The sequence below is a fragment of the Bacillus sp. GW823-FHT06A11 genome (assembly GCF_058795355.1).
The window spans coordinates 66,667-88,135 of the sequence record NZ_JBXAHS010000010.1 but is presented as its reverse complement, the minus strand read 5'-3'; the positions used below and the strand labels follow the sequence as shown (position 1 = coordinate 88,135).

The window sequence follows — 21,469 nt, the reverse complement described above, 5'->3', positions numbered from 1 at the left end:
AAGTTAGTTTGTCTAGCATCTAAAAATAAAAATTGACGTTTCACGTTGTTTGTTTCGTTCAGTTTTCAAAGAACTAAAAGCGGGTGAAGAGAATCGAACTCTCGACCAGAGCTTGGAAGGCTCTTGTTTTACCACTAAACTACACCCGCGTGGTCGGGAAGACAGGATTTGAACCTGCGACCCCCTGGTCCCAAACCAGGTGCTCTACCAAGCTGAGCCACTTCCCGTAATTGGCGCGCCCGAGAGGAGTCGAACCCCTAACCTCTTGATCCGTAGTCAAACGCTCTATCCAATTGAGCTACGGGCGCTTATTCATGATGTTTTTTCGTCGTTGTATTTTGGCGACTCAATTATCTTATCATACTACATTTTCAAATGCAAGTACTTTTTTAAGATTTTTTTGATGCGGCCGAGAGGACTTGAACCTCCACGGGGTTTCCCCCACTAGGCCCTCAACCTAGCGCGTCTGCCGTTCCGCCACGACCGCGCGGAAAAAACAAAAAGTGAGCCATGAAGGATTCGAACCTTCGACCCTCTGATTAAAAGTCAGATGCTCTACCAACTGAGCTAATGGCTCGTAAATGGCTGGGCTAGCTGGATTCGAACCAGCGCATGACGGAGTCAAAGTCCGTTGCCTTACCGCTTGGCTATAGCCCATCGAAAAAATATCTTATTTTCAAAGACAAATGTTATTGTACCATAATGTCCAATAAAAAACAACTGCCAATTAGCAGAAGTTAAAATGGCGGTCCCGACCGGGGTCGAACCGGCGATCTCCTGCGTGACAGGCAGGCATGTTAACCACTACACCACGGGACCATTTGGTTGCGGGGACAGGATTTGAACCTGCGACCTTCGGGTTATGAGCCCGACGAGCTACCGTACTGCTCCACCCCGCGATAATACTATTCATATAAAATTCATATGGTGGAGGATGACGGGATCGAACCGCCGACCCCCTGCTTGTAAGGCAGGTGCTCTCCCAGCTGAGCTAATCCTCCGAAGTGGTGACCCGTACGGGATTCGAACCCGTGTTACCGCCGTGAAAGGGCGGTGTCTTAACCACTTGACCAACGGGCCAATATGTATGGCAGAGAAGAAGGGATTCGAACCCTCGCACCGCGTTAGCGATCTACTCCCTTAGCAGGGGAGCCCCTTGAGCCACTTGGGTACTTCTCTGTATGGCTCCGCAGGTAGGACTCGAACCTACGACCGATCGGTTAACAGCCGATAGCTCTACCACTGAGCTACTGCGGAATAATGAAGACAATTTGTATCTTATAAAAATTCTTTCTGTAAGTCAAGAAGTTTTTAACAACATCTTGTTCAAACGTGACATGTTTATAATATACTGGATTGCGTTTTTACTGTCAAGATGTTTTCGATATCGGTTTGAGTTTCCCTTTACACTTTCCGCAGACATATCTTTTTGTATTTATTTGACGCCTTCTTACATATTGAAGTAAACACTCCATACATTCATACTTATAAATCTTTTTTTCCTTCTCTTCATTAATCATTCGTTTACAAAAACGAGGTGCATCAACTTTCTTTAACAACTCACGAAAATCTCTGTCCCTGTGCTTATACCCTCTTCCTGTAATATGCAAGTGATAATGACACAGTTCATGTTTGATGATTCCGATTAACTCCTCCTTACCATACATTTCGTAATATCGATAATTCAGTTCAACATTGTGACTCTTCAACAAATAACGCCCACCAGTTGTACGCAGCCTACTATTGAACGTTGCTTTATGTAAAAACGGCATTCCGAAGTATTGTAGCGATACTTCTTCCACTAGCCGTTGAATTTCTCCCTCGCCCATTCTCATTCCTCCTAAACAAAAAAATATTTTTACACTTTTCACGCTTCTTATACATATATTAAATAGTACATATACCCATCCTCATTCAAGACGCGTGGTTTCTAAAAACACAACATGAATAGAAATCCACTCACCAACCTCTCATCAATAGCACTTTAGATTTTTGAGAGTAGGATTAAACAAGGAGGGATTCCTATGCCTACGTGGCTAAAAAAACAGATGCAACGTGCATATTTCGAAAAAAACCGGTATCAAATTAAATTGCTAAATGAATGCTGGTTTTATTATAGCAAAATACATCAAAACTCATAATCCATTACACTTTTTATTCTATAAAAAAAGAGCAGTTTCATCTGCTCTCTTCTCTTACTATTCAATCGGCAACATAGATAGTGCAACGCGTCCTTTTTTTGTATCAATATCATCTACCCATACTTTTACAATTTGTCCTACTGATACAACATCTAACGGATGCTTTACAAACTGTTTACTAAGCTTAGAAATATGCACTAAACCATCTTGCTTTACGCCTACATCAACAAAAGCACCAAAATCAACAACGTTACGCACTGTTCCTTCTAGTTCCATACCACGTTTTAAATCTTCTAATTTCAAAATCCCTTTTTTCAGAAGTGGTTTAGGCAACTCATCCCTCATATCTCGTTCTGGGCTAATGAGCGCATCTATAATATCAACTAACGTCGGCTCCCCAACCCCCGTTTCTTGAGACAACTTAGAAATCTCTACTTCTTCCAATCTCTTTTGTAATTGCGGTTGTCCTACGTCATCTATCGATAACCCTAAACTCTTCAATAACAATTCAACATTTTTATATTGTTCGGGATGAATACCTGTTCGATCTAATGGATTCGCTCCTTCTAATATACGCAAGAAACCTATACATTGTTCGTACGTCTTTGCACCTAAACGTGGGATTTTCTTTAATTCCGTGCGCTTTGTGAATTTCCCATCCTCTTCTCTCTTTGCCACAATATTTTTCGCAACAGTTTTCGATAAACCTGAAACATATTGTAACAATGCAACCGAAGCCGTATTTACATTAACCCCAACTTGGTTAACAGCTGTCTCTACTACAAATGTTAATGACTCATTCAATCTCTTTTGAGATACATCATGTTGGTATTGTCCAACCCCAACTGATTTAGGATCAATTTTCACAAGTTCAGCCAGTGGATCTTGCAGACGTCTTCCAATAGAAACGGCACTTCTCTCTTCAACCTGTAAATTCGGGAATTCTTCACGAGCTAAATCAGAAGCTGAATATACACTAGCACCCGCTTCATTTACAATAATATAAAAGACTTCCTGTTTCACACTTTGTAATACATCTACTATAAATTCCTCTGTTTCTCTAGATGCTGTCCCATTACCAATTGCAATCATTTCAACTTGATATTTATCTATAATAGAAAGAACTTTCGTTTTTGCGTCATCATATTTACGAACAGGCGGATGCGGATAAATAACATCAATATGTAGTACTTTCCCCGTATCATCTACTACAGATAATTTACAACCAGTTCTATATGCCGGGTCTACTGCTAGCACGACTTTCCCTTTCATCGGAGGTTGTAATAATAAGTTACGTAAGTTCTCAGAGAAAATATGTATCGCTTGTTCTTCAGCTGTTTCTGTTAATTCTTTACGAATTTCTCTTTCAATTGAAGATTGAATTAATCGTTTATAACCATCTTCAATCGCTAATTGTACATAATGCGCACTTTTAGAATCGTTATCACGAATTACTTTCTTATATAAGAAATTTAATATCTCATCTACTGGTGGGACAACAGAAACTCTCAATATATCTTCTTTCTCACCGCGATTCATTGCTAATACACGATGTGGTACTACTTTTTGCAATGGTTCTTCATAACTGTAATACATTTCATATATATTCTTTTCATCTTTTTCTTCACCTTTTACAGACGAAGACATAATACCTTTTCTAAAAGTAATATTTCGAATCCAACTACGATACGTAGCTTCATCTGAAATCATTTCTGCAATAATGTCTTGTGCACCTTGTAAAGCTTCTTCTGCAGATTGCACTTCTTTCTCTGCATTAATAAATTCCACTGCCTTTTTAGCCGGATCTTCTTTCTTATATAACAACAACCATTCAGCTAACGGTTCTAACCCTTTTTCTTTTGCAATCGTTGCTTTCGTTCTTCTTTTCTCTTTATATGGACGATATAAATCTTCTACTTCCTGCAACTTTGTAGCTTTAACAATTTGCTGTCTCAGCTCTCCTGTCAGTTTTCCCTTCTCATCAATAAGACGAATAACTTCTTCCTTCCTATCTTCAAGTTGCATCATATATTGCCATCTCTCTAAAATCGCACGAATTTGCACCTCATCTAAAGAGCCTGTCCATTCTTTTCGGTAACGAGCAATAAATGGAACTGTGTTACCTTCTTCTGTTAATTGAATAACATGACGAACTTGCTTTTCGCTAAAGCCTAATTCTTTCACTAACATTTTCATTAACGCTTGTCGATTATCTACCATTTCCATATACAACCGTAACCTCCTCTATAATAAAAAAAGTTGCCCTTCAAAGAGAGCAACTTAAACTGCCGATTTAAAAATCTATTAGTCCTAAACTAATTTGTAACGCTTCATCTACACGACTCATCATCACTTCATCTAAATGAGTGATTTTGTCCGTTAAGCGTTGCTTATCGATTGTTCGAATCTGCTCAAGTAAAATAACAGAATCTCTCTCAAAACCATACTTTTTCGCATCAATTTCCACATGAGTGGGTAATTTTGCTTTTTGAATCTGTGCAGTAATAGCCGCTACAATCACCGTTGGACTAAAACGATTTCCGATGTCATTTTGAATGACAAGAACCGGACGAACGCCTCCTTGCTCAGAACCAACAACTGGGGAAAGGTCTGCAAAATACACGTCGCCGCGTTTTACAATCAAAATATTACCCCCCGCTAACTAAGCGTTCTACTGTATGAGCTGCTTCATACTCCGCTAAGAAAGCTTCAGATGCAATACCAAGATTAATTTTTCCCATTTCAATATACCCACGTCGCATTGATTCATGTTGGTAGCGTTTCTTCGTCTTATGTTGACGCAATAACAATTGTGTTGCCTGGCAAATTAGTTCATGGCGATTCTTATTCTCTTGTTTTCCAATTCCGTCCAATTCCGTTACCATTTGCTTTGGCAACCGAACCACGATTTCAGTAGTTACACTTGATTCGGACACAAAAATACACCTCCACCGTCAACTACACACCCAAATATATATATGACACCTATTGTAATAATACCATTGTATGGAGCCTGTTGCAAAGACTTCCTTATTCCTTGCTTATGTTTTCCAATTCATAAACAAAACATTCATCTTCTTAAATTTTTTATCTCATAACTAACTAAAAACAATAGAACTCCTCTTCAAAACTTACGTGTAACTTATATAAAAAATGATTATAAGTAAAAAGCTTCTCATCAAAAAGAGCTTATTATCCAGCAATGAACAGTCACTCTAATGACAAGAAGCAATCATGCTACCTTCTATATATTGTTCAAGTAATTAATTATCTCTACAACCTTACCATTCCGTATAAATATTCTTGGTACACGGAAACTGATCGTTGCAATAATTTCATAATTAATAGTCCCTGAATATTCCGCAACCTCTGTAGCGCTAATATACTCATCTCCCTGCCTTCCAATAAGCGTAACTTTCGTACCAAGCGGCACTTCACAAGGAAGATGAATCATGAACTGATCCATTGTTACTCGCCCTACAATCGGTACCCTTTTACCATTTATAAGCACTTCAAATCCTTGTAATCTTCTAAGCCATCCATCTGCATAACCAATCGCTACAGTCGCGATCCATTCTTCAGTTTTCGTTCGATAAGTGACGTTATAACTAATTCCATCACCTTTAATCACCTGTTTAATATGAGCTACTTTCGTATGCAGTGATAGCGCCGGTTCTAATTCAAATGGTAAAAAAGGACGTATTTCTACAGAAGGAGATAATCCATACATTGCAATCCCAATTCGCACTGCATTAAATGTAATCCCTTGAAAACGTAACGTGGCAGCACTATTAGCTGTATGGACAAACTTAGGATCCACTCCGAATTCTTTCAACCAACTTAACTGCTCTAAGAACGTATTATATTGCTTATCAAAATACGAAGTCTCAACCTCATCTGCCGTTGCAAAATGCGTGTATACTCCTTCTAACTCTAAAAACGGTGCACCTTCTAAACTCTTTAAAAATGCTTTCAGTTCTTTTCTTTCACGTATTCCAATTCTCCCCATACCACTATCAAAGTTAATATGGAATTTCATTACAGATGAACCATCCCAAAGTTTAATTGCTTCGTCCACCCATTCTTTTTGAAAAACAGTTAGCGCTACATCATTTTCAGCAGCTACATTTACATCACGCGGCGGCGAGGGACCTAACACTAAAATCGGCACAGTAATACCAGCCCTCCGAAGCACTAAAGCTTCATCTAAAAAAGCAACTGCTAACCTTGTTGCACCCGCTTCTAATGCCGTTTTAGCCACCGGTACATAATCGTGCCCATACGCGTTTGCTTTAACTACAGCAAAAATCTCTACATCACTTGGGATGAACTCTTTAATATGTGTAACGTTGTTATAAATGGCATCTAAATCCACTTCCACCCAAGTGTCACGGTAAAATGGTGCTTCTTCCATAAATACACTTCCTTATACACGATATGCGAAGCTTATTCTTTTATATGCTTCTTTTATAAAATCCACCTTCAAACTAAGAAAAGACGTGGTGCACATATATCACCACGTCTAAGAAGTCTACTTCACCTGCTTCGCTGTAACTGAACGAGCAACCATTAGTAGCTCCTTCGGCTCTAAACCTTTAGACACGAGCATATATTCTACTCCGTTATGCGACCACGTTACAGAGTCTTTCGTCAATGCACCAATCGTAAACCCAAGATCAACTGGTTCTCCACTTACACTTACCGCTGATGAAGCCTCTGCAACTTTTGCCTTTTCTTGTATTAAAGTAAAGGATTTCTTATTTCCAGTGTATGTGAGTATCGCACGCTTGCCACTGTCTGTCTTCAACTCTTTTTCATCTTGCAGAGTCATACCTTGCGGTGTATCAAGTGGATACAAAATAGCAAACGGTTTGTCTTCTTTCGCTGTTGTTTGAACATCTACCTGCGCTCTAGACATATTTTGTTTCGTATCAAATGCACCTTTATCAAATTTCGCATCGAATTTCACCTTAGAGAAATCTACTTTTACAAGAACATTTTGATCATTATCCATTAACTTCACTGAAACTGGAGTCAAATCGCTCTTCTTCAGCGTAATCTCTTGTTTCGGCAACATATTTTGATGTTGATAGTTTGTTTTTGTTTTAAAAATATAATACTTATCTGTTTTCTCGAAAGTAAGGTTTTTCTTATCCTGCAAAATATCTCTTACAAGTGATTCATATAAATAAGCCTGGCTGCTATTTTGCGGCCAATCACTTTGAAAACGGAAGCTCTTATTAAGTGCTGGCGTTAATACAAATACACCTTCTTCATTTCTTAAAATGATTTGGCTCTGATCTTTTTTTGCATTCTTTAAATTCACACGATAAAAAGACGGTTCCTTATGCCAAATCTCTACATTATACTCCTGAGGCTCATTTCCTGTTTTAATAGATAATTTCGCTTCAGCTTGATAACTTTTCATCCCTTTTACTTTTGCCTCTAAATCTCTCACGACATCATCTTGTTTCTTTTCCACACAACCCGCCAACACAAAAACGGTCAACAAACCGACAAGAACTAAAAACAGACGCCTTTTCATCACTTCAGCCCCTTTGCCCCTATAAATGAATGGAAGATGTACCTTCCTTATCGCTACCTCAAATATATGAGACAAAGATATAAAATATGCAGACTAGCGTGACGAGCTTTCTAAAACAACTTGAGCAACAGCAAATTCCTTACTATGACTAATTGATAAATGAACAACACACTCTGCACTTGTAATCAGAATCGGCTTACCTTTTTCATCATTTTTCACTTCAATATCTAAAAAGCTCACTTCTTTCCCGATACCAGTACCTACAGCTTTTGAATACGCCTCTTTCGCTGCAAACCTTCCAGCTACAAACTCTGTAAGACGACTTCCTTTCAGCTCCATAGCAACATTACGTTCATTTTCTGTTAAAATACGTTCCATAAATTTAAGCTTTCCATCTAGCATTTTTTCAATACGATTTAATTCAATAATATCGATTCCAATCCCTATAATCATTTCAAAATCCCCTTCTTCTATTTAACTTTCTTCTTTCATATTGATAAGAATAACAGAGAATCTTTCTGATGCAAAAGGGGTGATAGTAACCGTATGCTAATAAGATCTACTCAAATTTCTTTACAACCGACTATTCTCACCTTACTTTTTATTCACTTAGTCATGATGATATTAGGCGACTTTTTCCTCTTCCCACTGGCAGCCTCTAATGAATATATCGCTAAAGGAGAATGGTGGCGTGTCATAACTTCCCTTCTGGTACACGTAGACTTACAACATTTTCTTTCTAATAGTATTTTTTTGTTTGCACTTGGTTCTTCTATCGAAAAGCAACTCGGACACTTTTCTTTTTTTATTCTATTTTTTCTTTCTGGAATTTCCGGAAATATTTCTTCTTATATTATTATGCCTCCTGAATATATTCACGCAGGTGCATCAGGTGGTATTTTCGGACTATTAGGCGCACAATTATTTTTATTGTACAATCGATACCGCTCTTCAAAACCAAAAGAAATTGCCATTTTCTCAATTATGATACTTCTATTACTGCTATTTACTTTCTTTAATCCTTCCGCCAATCCGATCAGTCATTTAACAGGTTTAATAACCGGCGGCATTTTAACTCCTTTTTTAACAAAAAAAAACGATGGTGCAAAGCTTATTTAATATAAAAGCTTGCACCATCGATAATTTCTACATCTACCTGTTCGCTTAAATCCCTCATTAATTGAAATAAAGACTCATCCTTCATCTTCGCCTCAATCATACAATCAATTTGCGGAACACTTCCCTTTATCCTTCTTAAAAAAGATAAAAATGCGTCTACATTAATATAATCTGCATGAGCTCTTGGATCTTTTCCCTCTCTAGGGCTAGAGATATGCATTTTAACCGGTAACAAAGATGTTTCCCACGTATGAACAACACGTGCCCAATCTTCATACCAATCTTCTTGCTCATTATTCATCATATGGTGATGCAAATCAAACACGACGGGAATATCTAATTTTTCTCCTAAATATAATGTTTCCTCTAACGTAAAAGTTGTATCATCATTTTCTAATATAATCATTTCTTGAATACCCCTTGGGACATTAGACCAATTCTCTATAAAACGCTCTAATGCAAGTTCTTTATCTTTATACCCTCCTCCAACATGTAGTACACATCGTTGCTTATGTTCAATCCCCATGCCTTTTAATAATTTTTTGTGCATCTGCAATGTCTTTACAGATTGTTTAAAAACACTCTCCTCAGGTGAATTTAGTACAACAAAATGATCTGGATGGAAATCAATTCGCATATTCATATGAATAGCATATTCACCTAATTCTTTCAATTTTTCTTTTAAAGGACGAATATAGTTCCACTCTAGCAATTCCTCATGATTCGCTAAAGGAATGAGCTTAGAACTAAGCCGAAAGAAAGATATGTCATGTCCCTTATTATGCTTTAATAAACGTAAACAATTTTCCAAATTGGAATTAGCAATTCTTTCAAGTTTACGAATTGCAGCATCACGATTATCTATTTTCTGAAACTGTGCGTACGTCATCATTTGAGATGGGGATGCATTCTTCAAATGCACACTCATCGCAACGTAACCAAGCCTTACAAGCATATAACAGCCCCTTTTCTATCATAACTACTATGTAGTATGCACAATTACAGAAATAAAAAAAGAGAATGCCAACAAAGGGCATTCTCTTTTTTATTAAGCTTGTGGACGGCTATGATGTTTTCTTTCGCCGCGTCCATTTGAAGATCCTGGGCGACCTTGACCTTCACCTCTACGACCACGACTGCCACCATCACGATTACGATCACGGTTTCCATCACGATTGCGATCACGGTTTCCGTCACGATTACGTCCATCACGGTTACGACCATCGCCACCGCCACGTCCGTCACGACTACGATTACGGTTACCATCACGGTATCCGCCTCCGTTACCGCCACGTTTTTTAGAACCGCCACCTCTTGAAACAACTGGTGGTTCTGATGTTAAAGCGATCGGAGTTGTATCCGGCTCTTTAGTCATCATTTTTAAAGCAGCAGCTACTACTGTTACAGAGTCATTCTCTTCTAACATTTCTTCTGCAATACGCTTGTAGTATGATAAGTTCTCATTTTGGATTGTGCTTTGAAGTTTTTCAGCGATTAAACGTTGTTGACCTTCTAATGCCTCATCAAGTGTCGGTGCTTCCATACGATCAACTTTACGCTTTGTTGTACGCTCGATATTTTTTAATTGTCCTGATTCACGTGGTGTTACAAATAACATTGCAATACCTTTTTTACCTGCACGGCCAGTACGACCGATACGGTGAACGTATGATTCTGGATCTTGTGGGATATCGAAGTTGTATACGTGTGTTACGCCTGAAATATCAAGACCACGTGCAGCAACGTCTGTTGCAACAAGAACTTCAATAGCACCTTCTTTAAATTTACGTAATACAGACATACGTTTCGCCTGTGTTAAGTCACCATGAATACCTTCTGCTGCATAACCACGTAAGTTTAATGCTTCTGATAATTCATCAACACGACGCTTTGTACGACCGAATACGATCGCAAGCTCTGGAGATTGAATATCTAGTAAGCGTGTTAACACGTCAAACTTTTTCTTTTCTTGCACTTCTAAATAGAACTGCTGAATGTTTGGCATTGTTACTTCTTTTGCTTTTACTTTAATGTGTTGAGGCTCAGTCATGAAACGCTCAGCAATACGACGGATTGGATCTGGCATTGTCGCTGAGAATAATAATGTTTGATGTGTTTCTGGCACATCTGTTAAAATCGCTTCAATATCTTCAATGAAGCCCATGTTTAACATTTCATCCGCTTCATCAAGAACAACAGTCTCTACGTTTTGTAAGCGAAGTGTTTTACGGTTAATATGATCTAAAATACGACCCGGCGTACCAACAATAATGTGTGGGTGTTTTTTTAGAGCACGAATTTGGCGGTTAATATCTTGACCACCATAAATTGGTAGAATACGAACACGTTTATGTTTACCAATTTTGTATAGCTCTTCTCCAACTTGAATTGCTAATTCACGCGTTGGCGCGATAACAATACCTTGAACTGCTTCTTTATTTGTATCCACTTTATCTAATAGTGGTAATCCGAATGCTGCTGTTTTCCCTGTACCTGTTTGCGCTTGCCCAATAATATCCTTACCTTGCAATGCATGTGGAATTGTTTCAGCTTGAATCGGCGTAGCCTCTTCAAAGCCCATACTTTCAACCGATTGCAGTAAAGACTCACTTAATCCTAATTCTCGAAATGTTGTCAATGTTACTTCTCCTTTTCTATCCTATACTTATCATTTAAAAAAAGGCGTTTTCCGAATTTGCGGAAAAGCCCTTTTCCTGAATGCTCACGTATATAACCGGGCGTATATTCTTCACGAAAATACTTCTAAACGTTATTACACTTTATCAATTATAAGTTTTGTATGTGTAAAAAGCAAACCCAACTGTTACCTTATTTTATATTCAGGGCCTTTTTCTTTACTTTTATTTTTTTATCATTTACTGTAAGCGCTTATTATAAGTTTCTTCTATTTTCGTGACTATCATCCCTATTTATATACACCAATTATTTCAACATCGTAATTACTTCTTCTAATTTCATACCGCGAGATGCTTTTATTAATACAACATCTTTCGCATCGACTACTGCTTGTAAATCTCTTACTAACTCTTCTTTATTATCATACGCCTTTACACGTTCATTAGGGAAATTAATTTTTGCTCCTTCAGCAATTTGAGCTCCTAATCTACCGTATGTGAATACATGTGAGATTTTTGCTGGATCGATTAATTTACCTACCTCATAATGGAACTGCACTTCTTGATTTCCAAGTTCTAACATATCACCAAGCACAACGATTTTTTTAGTAAACCCATCTAAACCATTCATTAAATGGAATGCTGCCTCCATAGCCGTCGGACTTGCATTATAAGCATCGTTGATAATTGTTAATCCACTATCTGTTTTTACAATCTCCATACGCATGCCCGTCATTTGAAGTGTTACTAAACCTTGTTTCATTTCTTCCCACGTCACACCAAAATGTGTCGCAATTGCCATTGAAGCAAGTGTATTGTACACATTATGTTTCCCTAACACCGGTAGGTAGAATGAAATATTTTCATCTCTATTCATTTTAAAATGTGTCCCAGTTGCCTGTAATGTTACAGTTGTTGGATAGTAATCGTTGGCTCTTGCATCACCAAACGTAACTGTTTCCGCTGCTAAATTCATTTCAGGAACACGATTCGTTAATAACGGCTCATCTCCATTATATACGAACACGCCACCTTCTTGTAACCCTGTAACAATTTCTAATTTCGCTTCAGCAATGGCCTCACGAGATCCTAAATCCATTAAATGTGCTTCACCAATATTCGTAATGATAGCTGCATTAGGACGAGCTAACTTAGATAAAAATTCAATCTCTCCTCGGCTTGACATACCCATTTCTAATACAGCTACTTCTGTATTTTCTTCTAAGTTTAAAATAGTGAGAGGTAACCCAATATGGTTATTGAAATTTCCTTCTGTTTTTTGAACTTTGAACTTAGTCGCGAGAATACTTGTCACAATATCTTTCGTGGATGTTTTACCGTTACTACCTGTCACACCAACAACTTTAACATCCAATTGATCGCGATAGTTTTTCGCTAACATTTGCAGTGCAGATAGCGTATCTTCTACAAAAATAACCGGAAGATTCTCGGGTGGATTTGCTACATCTTTCATCCACAATGTAGCTACAGCTCCATTTTCAACTGCTTTATCTACAAAAGCATGTCCATCGAAACGCTCCCCTTGAATCGGAACATATAAGTTTCCTTTTTCAATTTTTCTCGTATCAATAGACACGCCTTGAATGATAGTTCCCTCATATTGCTCTGCTAATCCAGTACCATTTACCATCTGTTCTACTTGCTTTAACATTCGCTTTATCATATAGAAACGCTCCTTACATAGAGGAAGCACTATTCCTACGAATAGTGCTTCCTCCTTTTTTTGTTAGATTGTATATTTAATTTTTTGTTTTTCTTCGTGACGTTCAATCGCTAAACGAATTAACTCTTCGATTAACTCTGGATACGGTAACCCAGTATGTTGCCATAATAGAGGGAACATACTAAACGGTGTAAATCCTGGCATAGTGTTTACTTCGTTAATATACACTTCTCCGTCTTTCGTTAAGAAGAAATCAGCTCGCGTTAAGCCTGCACCATCTAATGATTGGAACGCAATAATTGCATCACGCTTAATCACATCAGATTCTTCTTCTGTCATTTCAGCTGGAATAATTAACGCCGTATCACCATCGATATATTTCGACTTATAATCATAGAAGTCCTTTTTCGGAACGATTTCACCTACAACTGAACATTTCGGCTCATCATTACCTAGTACCCCAACTTCTACTTCACGACCTACAATATTTTCTTCTACAATAATTTTGCGATCAAATTGGAATGCCTCTACAAATGCATTCTCAAGTTCTTCACGATTTTTACACTTATTAATACCAACACTTGAACCAAGGTTTGCTGGTTTTACGAAACAAGGATATCCTAACTTATCTTCTACTTTAGAATAAGCTTCCTGGCGATCTTTTTCCCATGCACTGCGAATGAAAGACGCATATTTTGCTTGTTTTAAACCAGCCTCTGCAAAGATGTTTTTCATAACAACTTTATCCATACCAGCAGATGATGCTAGAACACCATTTCCTACATAAGGAATATTCATCAATTCTAATAATCCTTGAACCGTTCCATCTTCACCGTTTGGTCCATGTAGTAATGGGAAAATAACGTCAATAGCGTTTTCCTCAGAAGCTGCAGATGGAATAATCTCTGTACTTAATGATAACGGAGAAATCGCATTTTCTGCACTACTCATTTTTAAAGCTTCAACATCTGTTACTTCACCTTCAATACGCTCACCACGTACCCATTGACCTTGTTCTGTAATATAAATTGGATGAATCTCGAATTTATCTTGATTTAACGCTTTAATAGCAGCAAGAGCCGTCTGTAACGAAACTTGATGCTCAGCTGATTTTCCACCATATAATAAACCTAATTTAATTTTTGTCACTGAAATCACCCTAACCAATTGTTTTCATTTTTCTATTTTAGCACTTTTTATAAAAATAGGTAGTTCCTATTTGAAATAAAATGTAACTTCCACAAATAATTAAATGACACTACTTATTGGTTTTCTACACTTTTTCTATTCCACTACTATACAAAGGTGAATTTTAAAATGAAATGGTAATCCTATCTAGTTATGTACCTAAAATATGTAGAAATCCCCTTTTTTGTGTATGTCACCTATTTACTAAGAAGATTGCTTGGTTAGTGTATCTTTTTGCCTTTGCTCAACAAGGCGATCTAAAGAAATATATACAATACCTGCAACTACACATCCTACAGCTAAAATTGTAAATAGCAAGTGGCCAAGTAATCGATCTAATAAAAAACCTCCCAAAAGTGGACCAAATGCGCTTCCTGTAATCCACTGCAAACTTGCAGCGCCCATATAAGTCCCTCTCAAATGCTCAGGGGCCAAGTTTGCTACAAATGTCATCTGTACAGGCGACATAATCATCTCACCTAACGTATATATAGCATAAACGAACAGTAGTGTTATTAAAATAACTGTAGCATTTGTATTAAACTCTCCAAACCACTTCGGTAACCACCCTATAAAAAACAATCCAATCCCGAACAAACATGCACCATATAACATCGTCTTCCCGACTGGTTTATCCGTAGCCCATTTTGAAATTTGAAATTGGAATAAAACAACTAATAGTCCGTTTAACGCCATTAAATATGGATATGGATTATTCGCTCCAAAAATACGCTTCATTTCGTTATCAAAATGTAGTGGCAACATGCCTTCTGTTTGAGAAAACCCCATCGAAATGATAATACCTGCTAATAAGTAAATCATTAATGCCTTATCTCGCATGACAATTTTCCAAACTGCCCCAGATTCCTTTTCTTTATGTTCTTCCTTATCTGTCCTCTTTGGCATCGTCTCTTGAATAAGAAGCAATACAAGTAACGCATAAAATAGCATTGTAGAAGAGGCAATAATAAACACAAGATTCTTTGACAACACAACTACTGATGCTCCCATTATCGGACCAATCGCAGCACCTATATTGTGTCCCATTCGTAATAAACCATATGCCTCTGTTCTTTTTTCTGGTGCCGTTACATCTGCGACCATAGCTGATGCAGCTGGATGAAATAAAGAATTACTCAATCCTAAAAAAATAGATAAAATTGCATATGGAATAAATCCTTCTATAAATAGAAAACCGAGCATTAATAATGCATTACTTGCCATAGAAAATATCATAATCGGCTTTCTTCCATATATGTCAGCAATTCTCCCTCCTATAAGTGAACCAAAGCTCGCAGCAATTGGAGAAAGCGCCATAATAACCCCAACTTCCAACAACGAATCTACCTTATCTTTTAAATATAATGCAAAAAAAGGCATTAACATCATCATTGCAATTCCATTTAACGTCTCTCCAATAAATCGAATCCATACGTTACGGTCCATCTCCCTTAACTCACGCCACGTATTTTTCATCATTTCACTCCTTTAGTTAGCCAACAATTATCTTATAATAAATTCATAAAAATGTAAATTTTCAAATAAAAATCCATTCTAACAGAATTAGAATGGATTTTTTTCGCTTATAAATTCGCAACATCTTCTTCTTTTTTACTATTATTTAAAGCACTATGTTTTCGGCTATATAAGAAGTAAACCGCTATACCAATAACCATCCATATCCCAAAACTAATCCATGCTGTCCCCGATAATTGAAGCATTAAGTATAAACAGAAAATCACTGTTAACGCTGGTAAAAATGGTACAAGCGGAGCCTTAAATGCCCTTGGTAAGTCTGGATGGGTTCTTCTCATTACAATTACCGCAACAGCTACGAGTGCAAATGCTGACAATGTCCCCATGTTTACAAGATGTGCTAAAACATTTAAATCTATTAATCCTGAAATCAGTGCCGCAATAATTCCCGTTGTCCATGTATTTAAAAATGGCGTTTTAAATTTCGGATGAACTTTAGCAAGACGCTTCGGTAATAAACCATCTCGGCTCATCGCATAAGAAACACGAACTTGCCCATACATCATAACTAGCATTACTGTTGTAATCCCTGTAATTGCTCCTACTGAAATTACCCCCGCTAAGCCATCTTGTCCAATAAATTGCAGTGCAAAAGCAACTGGATCTGATATATTTAGCTGGCCGTATGGAACAATTCCTGTCAAAATAAGCGAAACAACGATATAAAGAACTGTACAAATTAATAACGATGCAATAATACCAATTGGTAAATCACGTTGCGGACGTTTCACTTCTTCTGCCGCTGTTGAAACTGCATCAAATCCTATAAATGCAAAGAATACTGTGGCCGCTCCAGCCATTACACCATCTAAACCAAATGGCATAAAAGGCGTCCAGTTTTCAGGTTTCACATAATTAAAACCAGCAAAAATAAAAATAAGAACAACTGCTATTTTAATAAATACCATAATGTTATTTACTCGTGCACTTTCACGAACACCTCTAGATAAAAGAACTGTCATCACTAAAATAATTAGAACTGCAGGTAGATCAATTATTCCACCCTTTCCTGTACCAGGAGCCGAGGAGAGAATAGTCGGAATGTGGATTCCAAACCCCTTTAATAAAGATTGAAAATATGCAGACCAACCGTTTGCTACAGCAGATGTAGCAAGTAAATATTCAAGCATTAAGTCCCAGCCAATTAAAAATGCGAATACTTCCCCCATCGTCGCGTATGTATACGTATACACACTGCCCGAGACAGGAACTGAAGAAGCAAATTCAGCATAACAAAATGCAGCAAAGGCACAAGCTAGCGCGGCAATCGCAAATGATAATATAATAGCTGGCCCAGAATGTTTCGCTGCCACAACACCCGTTAGAACAAAAATACCAGTTCCAACAATTGCTCCGATTCCAAGCATAGTTAAATCTAGCGCGCCCAATGTTCTTGCTAACGTTTTTTGCTTACTTTCTTGCATTAACTTTGCAATTGGCTTCTTTTGAAAAATTTGCTTCATCTTTCACTCCTCCAAGTTTTAAATTTTCTGAAAATTTTTAATTCGCTTTTTATTTTACTCATTACGCTTTTCCTAGTCAATACTTTTGTCGAAACAAGTAGAAATTCTTCTGAATATGCACTACCCTTATCATTCTTTCTATATATCTTTCGACAACTCTTTTTGGTATTATTATACATGTCGATTCCACAAAAAAGGCATGCTCCCTTATTAAGAGCATGACTTTTTTTACTTATTTCACAGTATATGAACCTTGTTCAATCCAGCTATACATATACTTTTCATCTTCTGTTTCATGTGCTTGTTTTACAATACGAAGCGGACGGAATGTGTCTATCATAACAGCTAATTCAAGTGTCTCTTTCTTCCCTATACTTGCCTCTGTTTTCCCCGGATGCGGCCCATGGGGAATCCCGCTCGGATGAAGTGTAATAGAACCTTCTTCCACACCTTTGCGACTCATAAAGTTTCCTTCTACATAGTAAAGAACTTCATCACTATTAACATTACTATGATAATATGGTGCCGGAATTGACTCTGGATGATAATCGTATAAACGTGGTACGAAAGAGCAAATAACAAAATTATGCCCTTCAAATGTTTGATGTACTGGCGGTGGCTGATGAATGCGCCCTGTAATTGGTTCAAAATCCTCTACATTAAATACCCACGGATATAAATAGCCATCCCATCCAACAACATCTAACGGGTGGTGTCCTAAAACATGTTTATGCATATAGCCTCTTGACTTTGTCATTACGACAAACTCACCTTTTTCATCATAGGTCTCTAATTTTTCTGGACCACGAAGATCTCTTTCACAAAACGGACTATGCTCTAACAATTGTCCATATTCATTTCGATAACGACGCGGCGTTGTAATTTGGCTATTCGCCTCTACAACGAGAAACTTAGTCTCTCCTTCATCTGGAATAACACGATAAATTGTTCCAATTGGGATCGTTACATAGTCGCCTTTTCTATAGTGAATCGTTCCAAACATCGTTTCAATTTTCCCTGTTCCATAATGAACAAATAACATTTCGTCGCCATCACCATTACGATAGAAATAATCCATTTTTTCTGTTGGGCTCACTACTCCAATTAACAAATCTTCATTTCCAAGTATGAAATTTCGTCCACTTATTGCATCACCACTTTTTTTATTTTCTTTCGTTCGGAAGTGGCGATGAGAAAGAGCAACATCCTCTTCATACTGCAACTGACAAGAATGCGATAATGCAGAATGACCTACTTCTGTTGGCATATAGTGATGATACAAAATAGACTGCGTACCAGAAAAACCTTTTGTTCCCATTACCTGTTCACGATAAAGCGATCCATCTTTTTTACGAAATTGTACATGTCGTTTATGAGGTAGTTCTCCCATGTGACGATAAAACATGCCCATCACCCGCTTCCTTTTCTTTTTTAATCGTATTACGTAGTGTACCTAAACCAGTAATCGACAGCTCTACAACATCTCCATCTTGTAGCCACTCTTCTGTACCAAGTTCTAAAATACATCCTGTTCCTACTGTCCCAGAACCAATCACATCTCCTGGATATAACGTAACGTCCTCTGAAGCACGTTCAATCATTTCAGCAAATGTATAGTAAATATCTTGGTAGTTTCCCTTTGATAATAGTTTTCCGTTTACATGAGCAGTCATTTCTAAATCATATCGATCACCATTACGATAAACATCTAATTCCTCTTTCGTAACAAGATGTGCTCCTAACGAAGTTGCAAAGTCCTTTCCTTTCGCCGGACCGAGACCTACTTTCATTTCTGTTGCTTGTAAGTCTCTCGCACTCCAGTCGTTCATAATACAATAACCAAAAATATATTCCTCTGCTTGCTCACGAGAAATATTTCGCCCTTCTTTTCCTATGACGCAAGCAATCTCCAGCTCATAATCAAGCTTTTTAGACTTTTTCGGACCAATTACAAAATCACCGGAACCAATTACAGCACGATGATTAGTAAAATAAAAAACCGGAATATCGTACCATTCAGGCACAACATCTAGTCCTCTTCGTCCACGAGCTGTTTTTACATGTTGTTCAAATGCGTAAAAATCTCGAATACTACTCGGATTAGGAAGAGCAGCTGTCAATTGTACTTCTTCTAAAGCATATATACCCTTATTTGGATTCTTAATATTCCGTACTACTTCTACATACTCATCAGCTTTCTCTAAAAAAGCCATCATAGAAGAAGGGATTTTCCCTTCACTAGCAAGATTCATATCTATTACTTTGTCACCTTCAAGCCATCCAGCCCGTATTTCTTTTGAAGGAAGACGAAATGTAACAAATTTCATCCTGATTCCTCCTTATAAAAATGAAATTTCCACCAGCAAAGGGACTTTTGCTGGTGGATATAAATCTTATAAGTTTCCGCGACGCTCTTGTTCTCTTTCAATTGATTCGAATAACGCTTTAAAGTTTCCTTCACCAAATCCACGAGAACCTTTACGTTGAATGATTTCAATAAATAAAGTCGGGCGATCTACAATTGGTTTCGTAAAGATTTGTAGTAAGTAACCTTCATCATCACGATCTACTAAGATCTTTAATTCTTTTAATTTATCAATTTCTTCATCGATTTTTCCAACTCGTGCAGTTAACTCATCATAATAAGTATCAGGTGTATCTAAAAACTCCACCCCATTTGCACGAAGCGCTTCAACCGTTTTAACAATATCACTTGTTAATAAAGCAAGATGCTGTACACCAGCTCCATTATAGAATTCTAGATACTCTTGAATTTGTGACTTTCTCTTTCCGTCTGCTGGTTCGTTAATAGGAAACTTAATACGGCTTCCATTTGTCATAACTTTCGACATTAAAGCCGAATACTCTGTACTAATATCATCATCATCAAAATGAATCATTTGTTTAAAGCCCATGACATTCTCGTAATAACTAACCCACTCTTCCATTTTTTCAACATTACCAACTACATGATCGACAGCAATTAAGCCAGACTCTTCAAATGGAATATTAAACTCTACCTTTTGGAATCCTGGCATAAATGCCCCTTTATAATTTTTACGCTCTACAAGCGTATGAATTGTATCACCATACGTACCAATAACTGCTTTTTTCAATGTACCGTCCTCATCTGTTAATTCCTCTGGTGGAGCAATTGCGACGGCACCACGTTTCACTGCTTCTGAGTATGCTTTATCAACATCATCAACAAGTAGTGCCACATCCTTCACGCCATCACCATGAGTCTTTACAAACTCTGCAATACGATTTTCACTACTTAAAGCTCCAGACACAACGAAACGCATATTTTTTTGCACAAGAACATAAGATACCTTTTCACGGTTTCCAGTTTCTAATCCAGAGTAAGCCACAATTTTGAATCCGAATGCTCTCGCAAGATAATAACTCGATTGTTTTGCATTCCCTACGTAAAATTCCAAATGATCTACATCACGTACTGGAAAAAAGTCCTCCATTTGTGCAGCTAGCGTATCCATAGATTTTTGTTTCATAATATCTTCATCCCCCTGTAAATAGATTAAATGGTCCATACTTAAAACCAACCGAAAACGCTTCCAACATAAATAAATAGAAATTAGTTAGCAAGCTAACAAATTCTGACCTTTAAAATTTTCTATCTTTTCTGTCAAATTCCTCTTTTTTTCTTACATATAAAATTCGACTTTTTTCTCTTTGAAATAAAGTGAAACTTTAATCAGCCCTCATCAATCGGGGTTTTACTCAGTGGATTTTTGATTATTCATTGAATCAAGTTGCAACCGCAGCATCTAATTATTCATGAATGCTAAATAATGAGGTAACTTTAATACTTGAAGGGATATAAGAAGAAAATAAAAAAGACTCCAACATATTAAATACTTACTAATACGTTAGAGTCTTTATTTTTTTTGAATAATTGTATTTATATATATCATACTAATACACTTGCAAGGAATAGAATAAATGATGTTAATATTACCGCTCCACCTAAGGATCCTAATAAATCTGTTTTTGTTACTTGAAACACTTGTTCACTGTTCATATCCCTCATTCTCCTTCCATTTTTGTTTGATTTAAAACTTCTATTATACTAATACGCTTGATAGAAATACGATTAATGCTGTTAATACTACTGCTCCACTTGCTGATCCTACGAA

General features: G+C 37.3%; 20 protein-coding genes and 12 tRNA genes. 2 read left to right on the top strand and 30 right to left on the bottom strand.

What is annotated here, in order from left to right; genetic code table 11:
• Positions 1 to 78: 78 nt before the first annotated feature.
• The 13 genes from AC1Q8L_RS28200 to AC1Q8L_RS28140 all read right to left on the bottom strand — a co-directional run bounded on the left by AC1Q8L_RS28200 (position 79) and on the right by AC1Q8L_RS28140 (position 1,829).
• Positions 79 to 149 (bottom strand) — tRNA-Gly (locus AC1Q8L_RS28200).
• A gap of 1 nt (position 150) precedes the next feature.
• Positions 151 to 227 (bottom strand) — tRNA-Pro (locus tag AC1Q8L_RS28195).
• Between the two features lie 4 nt (positions 228 to 231).
• Positions 232 to 308, bottom strand: a tRNA-Arg gene (locus AC1Q8L_RS28190).
• Positions 309 to 404: 96 nt separating this feature from the next.
• Positions 405 to 487 (bottom strand) — tRNA-Leu (locus AC1Q8L_RS28185).
• Positions 488 to 504: 17 nt separating this feature from the next.
• Positions 505 to 577, bottom strand: a tRNA-Lys gene (locus tag AC1Q8L_RS28180).
• Between the two features lie 5 nt (positions 578 to 582).
• Positions 583 to 657 (bottom strand) — tRNA-Gln (locus AC1Q8L_RS28175).
• An 86-nt stretch (positions 658 to 743) separates the two neighbouring features.
• Positions 744 to 819 (bottom strand) — tRNA-Asp (locus AC1Q8L_RS28170).
• Positions 820 to 822: 3 nt separating this feature from the next.
• Positions 823 to 899: transfer RNA gene (locus tag AC1Q8L_RS28165), tRNA-Met, on the bottom strand.
• Positions 900 to 925: 26 nt separating this feature from the next.
• Positions 926 to 1,001 (bottom strand) — tRNA-Val (locus AC1Q8L_RS28160).
• 4 nt (positions 1,002 to 1,005) lie between these two features.
• Positions 1,006 to 1,080 (bottom strand) — tRNA-Glu (locus tag AC1Q8L_RS28155).
• 8 nt (positions 1,081 to 1,088) lie between these two features.
• Positions 1,089 to 1,179 (bottom strand) — tRNA-Ser (locus tag AC1Q8L_RS28150).
• A gap of 3 nt (positions 1,180 to 1,182) precedes the next feature.
• A tRNA-Asn gene (locus AC1Q8L_RS28145) sits at positions 1,183 to 1,257 on the bottom strand.
• 113 nt (positions 1,258 to 1,370) lie between these two features.
• On the bottom strand, positions 1,371 to 1,829 hold the full coding sequence (locus AC1Q8L_RS28140) for a SprT family protein (protein ID WP_000503730.1): 459 nt from the start codon (positions 1,827 to 1,829) through the stop codon (positions 1,371 to 1,373).
• Positions 1,830 to 2,024: 195 nt separating this feature from the next.
• Here AC1Q8L_RS28140 and cmpA point away from each other — a divergent pair, with 195 nt between their 5' ends.
• A complete protein-coding gene (gene cmpA, locus AC1Q8L_RS28135; RefSeq protein ID WP_001143640.1) occupies positions 2,025 to 2,141 on the top strand; it encodes a cortex morphogenetic protein CmpA in 117 nt (38 codons plus the stop codon).
• A 57-nt stretch (positions 2,142 to 2,198) separates the two neighbouring features.
• On the opposite strand, the gene AC1Q8L_RS28130 is transcribed toward cmpA, so the two are convergent.
• The 6 genes from AC1Q8L_RS28130 to acpS form a co-directional block, all read right to left on the bottom strand.
• Complete coding sequence (locus AC1Q8L_RS28130) at positions 2,199 to 4,367, bottom strand: Tex family protein (protein ID WP_000426207.1); 2,169 nt, start codon at positions 4,365 to 4,367, stop codon at positions 2,199 to 2,201.
• 67 nt (positions 4,368 to 4,434) lie between these two features.
• Positions 4,435 to 4,785, bottom strand: coding sequence for a type II toxin-antitoxin system endoribonuclease NdoA (gene ndoA / locus AC1Q8L_RS28125; protein ID WP_000635965.1), 351 nt, complete (start codon positions 4,783 to 4,785; stop codon positions 4,435 to 4,437).
• A 4-nt stretch (positions 4,786 to 4,789) separates the two neighbouring features.
• Positions 4,790 to 5,077 (bottom strand): antitoxin EndoAI, encoded by a 288-nt coding sequence (locus tag AC1Q8L_RS28120; RefSeq protein WP_000004570.1) that lies wholly within the window; start codon positions 5,075 to 5,077, stop codon positions 4,790 to 4,792.
• Positions 5,078 to 5,385: 308 nt separating this feature from the next.
• Entirely contained in the window at positions 5,386 to 6,555 is a 1,170-nt protein-coding gene (gene alr, locus AC1Q8L_RS28115; RefSeq protein ID WP_000390593.1) for an alanine racemase, read from the bottom strand.
• A 117-nt stretch (positions 6,556 to 6,672) separates the two neighbouring features.
• Positions 6,673 to 7,686, bottom strand: a complete 1,014-nt coding sequence (locus AC1Q8L_RS28110) for a LolA family protein (protein ID WP_000830133.1) — start codon at positions 7,684 to 7,686, stop codon at positions 6,673 to 6,675.
• 93 nt (positions 7,687 to 7,779) lie between these two features.
• Positions 7,780 to 8,139, bottom strand: a complete 360-nt coding sequence (gene acpS / locus AC1Q8L_RS28105) for a holo-ACP synthase (RefSeq protein ID WP_492339542.1) — start codon at positions 8,137 to 8,139, stop codon at positions 7,780 to 7,782.
• Between the two features lie 93 nt (positions 8,140 to 8,232).
• Between acpS and AC1Q8L_RS28100 the strand changes: the two genes are divergently transcribed.
• Positions 8,233 to 8,805: a rhomboid family intramembrane serine protease gene (locus AC1Q8L_RS28100; protein ID WP_000908525.1), complete on the top strand. Its 573-nt coding sequence runs from the start codon at positions 8,233 to 8,235 to the stop codon at positions 8,803 to 8,805.
• On the opposite strand, the gene uvsE is transcribed toward AC1Q8L_RS28100, so the two are convergent.
• The 11 genes from uvsE to AC1Q8L_RS28045 form a co-directional block, all read right to left on the bottom strand.
• Positions 8,798 to 9,760, bottom strand: coding sequence for a UV DNA damage repair endonuclease UvsE (uvsE, locus tag AC1Q8L_RS28095; RefSeq protein ID WP_492339541.1), 963 nt, complete (start codon positions 9,758 to 9,760; stop codon positions 8,798 to 8,800). The genes AC1Q8L_RS28100 and uvsE overlap by 8 nt on opposite strands.
• 93 nt (positions 9,761 to 9,853) lie before the next feature.
• Complete coding sequence (gene cshA / locus AC1Q8L_RS28090) at positions 9,854 to 11,443, bottom strand: degradosome RNA helicase CshA (RefSeq protein WP_000206602.1); 1,590 nt, start codon at positions 11,441 to 11,443, stop codon at positions 9,854 to 9,856.
• Positions 11,444 to 11,748: 305 nt separating this feature from the next.
• A complete protein-coding gene (gene murF, locus AC1Q8L_RS28085; protein WP_000595969.1) occupies positions 11,749 to 13,125 on the bottom strand; it encodes a UDP-N-acetylmuramoyl-tripeptide--D-alanyl-D-alanine ligase in 1,377 nt (458 codons plus the stop codon).
• A gap of 63 nt (positions 13,126 to 13,188) precedes the next feature.
• Positions 13,189 to 14,274, bottom strand: a complete 1,086-nt coding sequence (locus tag AC1Q8L_RS28080) for a D-alanine--D-alanine ligase (protein ID WP_000161433.1) — start codon at positions 14,272 to 14,274, stop codon at positions 13,189 to 13,191.
• 243 nt (positions 14,275 to 14,517) lie between these two features.
• A complete protein-coding gene (locus AC1Q8L_RS28075; RefSeq protein ID WP_000799720.1) occupies positions 14,518 to 15,789 on the bottom strand; it encodes an MDR family MFS transporter in 1,272 nt (423 codons plus the stop codon).
• Positions 15,790 to 15,896: 107 nt separating this feature from the next.
• On the bottom strand, positions 15,897 to 17,312 hold the full coding sequence (gene bcaP, locus AC1Q8L_RS28070; RefSeq protein WP_000809361.1) for a branched-chain amino acid transporter BcaP: 1,416 nt from the start codon (positions 17,310 to 17,312) through the stop codon (positions 15,897 to 15,899).
• Between the two features lie 232 nt (positions 17,313 to 17,544).
• Entirely contained in the window at positions 17,545 to 18,717 is a 1,173-nt protein-coding gene (locus tag AC1Q8L_RS28065) for a homogentisate 1,2-dioxygenase (protein ID WP_014481934.1), read from the bottom strand.
• Positions 18,683 to 19,639, bottom strand: a complete 957-nt coding sequence (locus AC1Q8L_RS28060) for a fumarylacetoacetate hydrolase family protein (protein WP_000673994.1) — start codon at positions 19,637 to 19,639, stop codon at positions 18,683 to 18,685. Before AC1Q8L_RS28060 ends, AC1Q8L_RS28065 begins: the two co-directional genes overlap by 35 nt.
• A 66-nt stretch (positions 19,640 to 19,705) precedes the next feature.
• The gene (hppD, locus tag AC1Q8L_RS28055) at positions 19,706 to 20,824 is read right to left on the bottom strand and encodes a 4-hydroxyphenylpyruvate dioxygenase (protein ID WP_000810920.1); all 1,119 of its coding nucleotides are present in this window, start codon (positions 20,822 to 20,824) and stop codon (positions 19,706 to 19,708) included.
• Positions 20,825 to 21,243: 419 nt separating this feature from the next.
• Positions 21,244 to 21,354 carry a DUF3948 family protein gene (locus AC1Q8L_RS28050; protein ID WP_001083691.1) on the bottom strand — a complete coding sequence of 37 codons (111 nt, stop codon included), beginning with the start codon at positions 21,352 to 21,354 and terminating at the stop codon, positions 21,244 to 21,246.
• Positions 21,355 to 21,397: 43 nt separating this feature from the next.
• Positions 21,398 to 21,469, bottom strand: a 72-nt coding sequence (locus AC1Q8L_RS28045) for a DUF3948 family protein (RefSeq protein ID WP_002177690.1), incomplete at its 5' end; no start/stop codon positions are given.

Coding starts and splice junctions, on each gene's coding strand:
- cmpA (WP_001143640.1), top strand. CDS start 2,025: ATGCCTACGTGGCTAAAAAAACAGATGCAACGTGCATATTTCGAAAAA.
- AC1Q8L_RS28130 (WP_000426207.1), bottom strand. CDS start 4,367: ATGGAAATGGTAGATAATCGACAAGCGTTAATGAAAATGTTAGTGAAA.
- AC1Q8L_RS28140 (WP_000503730.1), bottom strand. CDS start 1,829: ATGGGCGAGGGAGAAATTCAACGGCTAGTGGAAGAAGTATCGCTACAA.
- AC1Q8L_RS28110 (WP_000830133.1), bottom strand. CDS start 7,686: ATGAAAAGGCGTCTGTTTTTAGTTCTTGTCGGTTTGTTGACCGTTTTT.
- bcaP (WP_000809361.1), bottom strand. CDS start 17,312: ATGAAGCAAATTTTTCAAAAGAAGCCAATTGCAAAGTTAATGCAAGAA.
- hppD (WP_000810920.1), bottom strand. CDS start 20,824: ATGAAACAAAAATCTATGGATACGCTAGCTGCACAAATGGAGGACTTT.
- uvsE (WP_492339541.1), bottom strand. CDS start 9,760: ATGCTTGTAAGGCTTGGTTACGTTGCGATGAGTGTGCATTTGAAGAAT.
- murF (WP_000595969.1), bottom strand. CDS start 13,125: ATGATAAAGCGAATGTTAAAGCAAGTAGAACAGATGGTAAATGGTACT.
- alr (WP_000390593.1), bottom strand. CDS start 6,555: ATGGAAGAAGCACCATTTTACCGTGACACTTGGGTGGAAGTGGATTTA.
- acpS (WP_492339542.1), bottom strand. CDS start 8,139: ATGATTATAGGGATTGGAATCGATATTATTGAATTAAATCGTATTGAA.
- AC1Q8L_RS28060 (WP_000673994.1), bottom strand. CDS start 19,639: ATGAAATTTGTTACATTTCGTCTTCCTTCAAAAGAAATACGGGCTGGA.
- AC1Q8L_RS28100 (WP_000908525.1), top strand. CDS start 8,233: ATGCTAATAAGATCTACTCAAATTTCTTTACAACCGACTATTCTCACC.
- AC1Q8L_RS28075 (WP_000799720.1), bottom strand. CDS start 15,789: ATGAAAAATACGTGGCGTGAGTTAAGGGAGATGGACCGTAACGTATGG.
- AC1Q8L_RS28065 (WP_014481934.1), bottom strand. CDS start 18,717: ATGTTTTATCGTCACATGGGAGAACTACCTCATAAACGACATGTACAA.
- AC1Q8L_RS28050 (WP_001083691.1), bottom strand. CDS start 21,354: ATGAACAGTGAACAAGTGTTTCAAGTAACAAAAACAGATTTATTAGGA.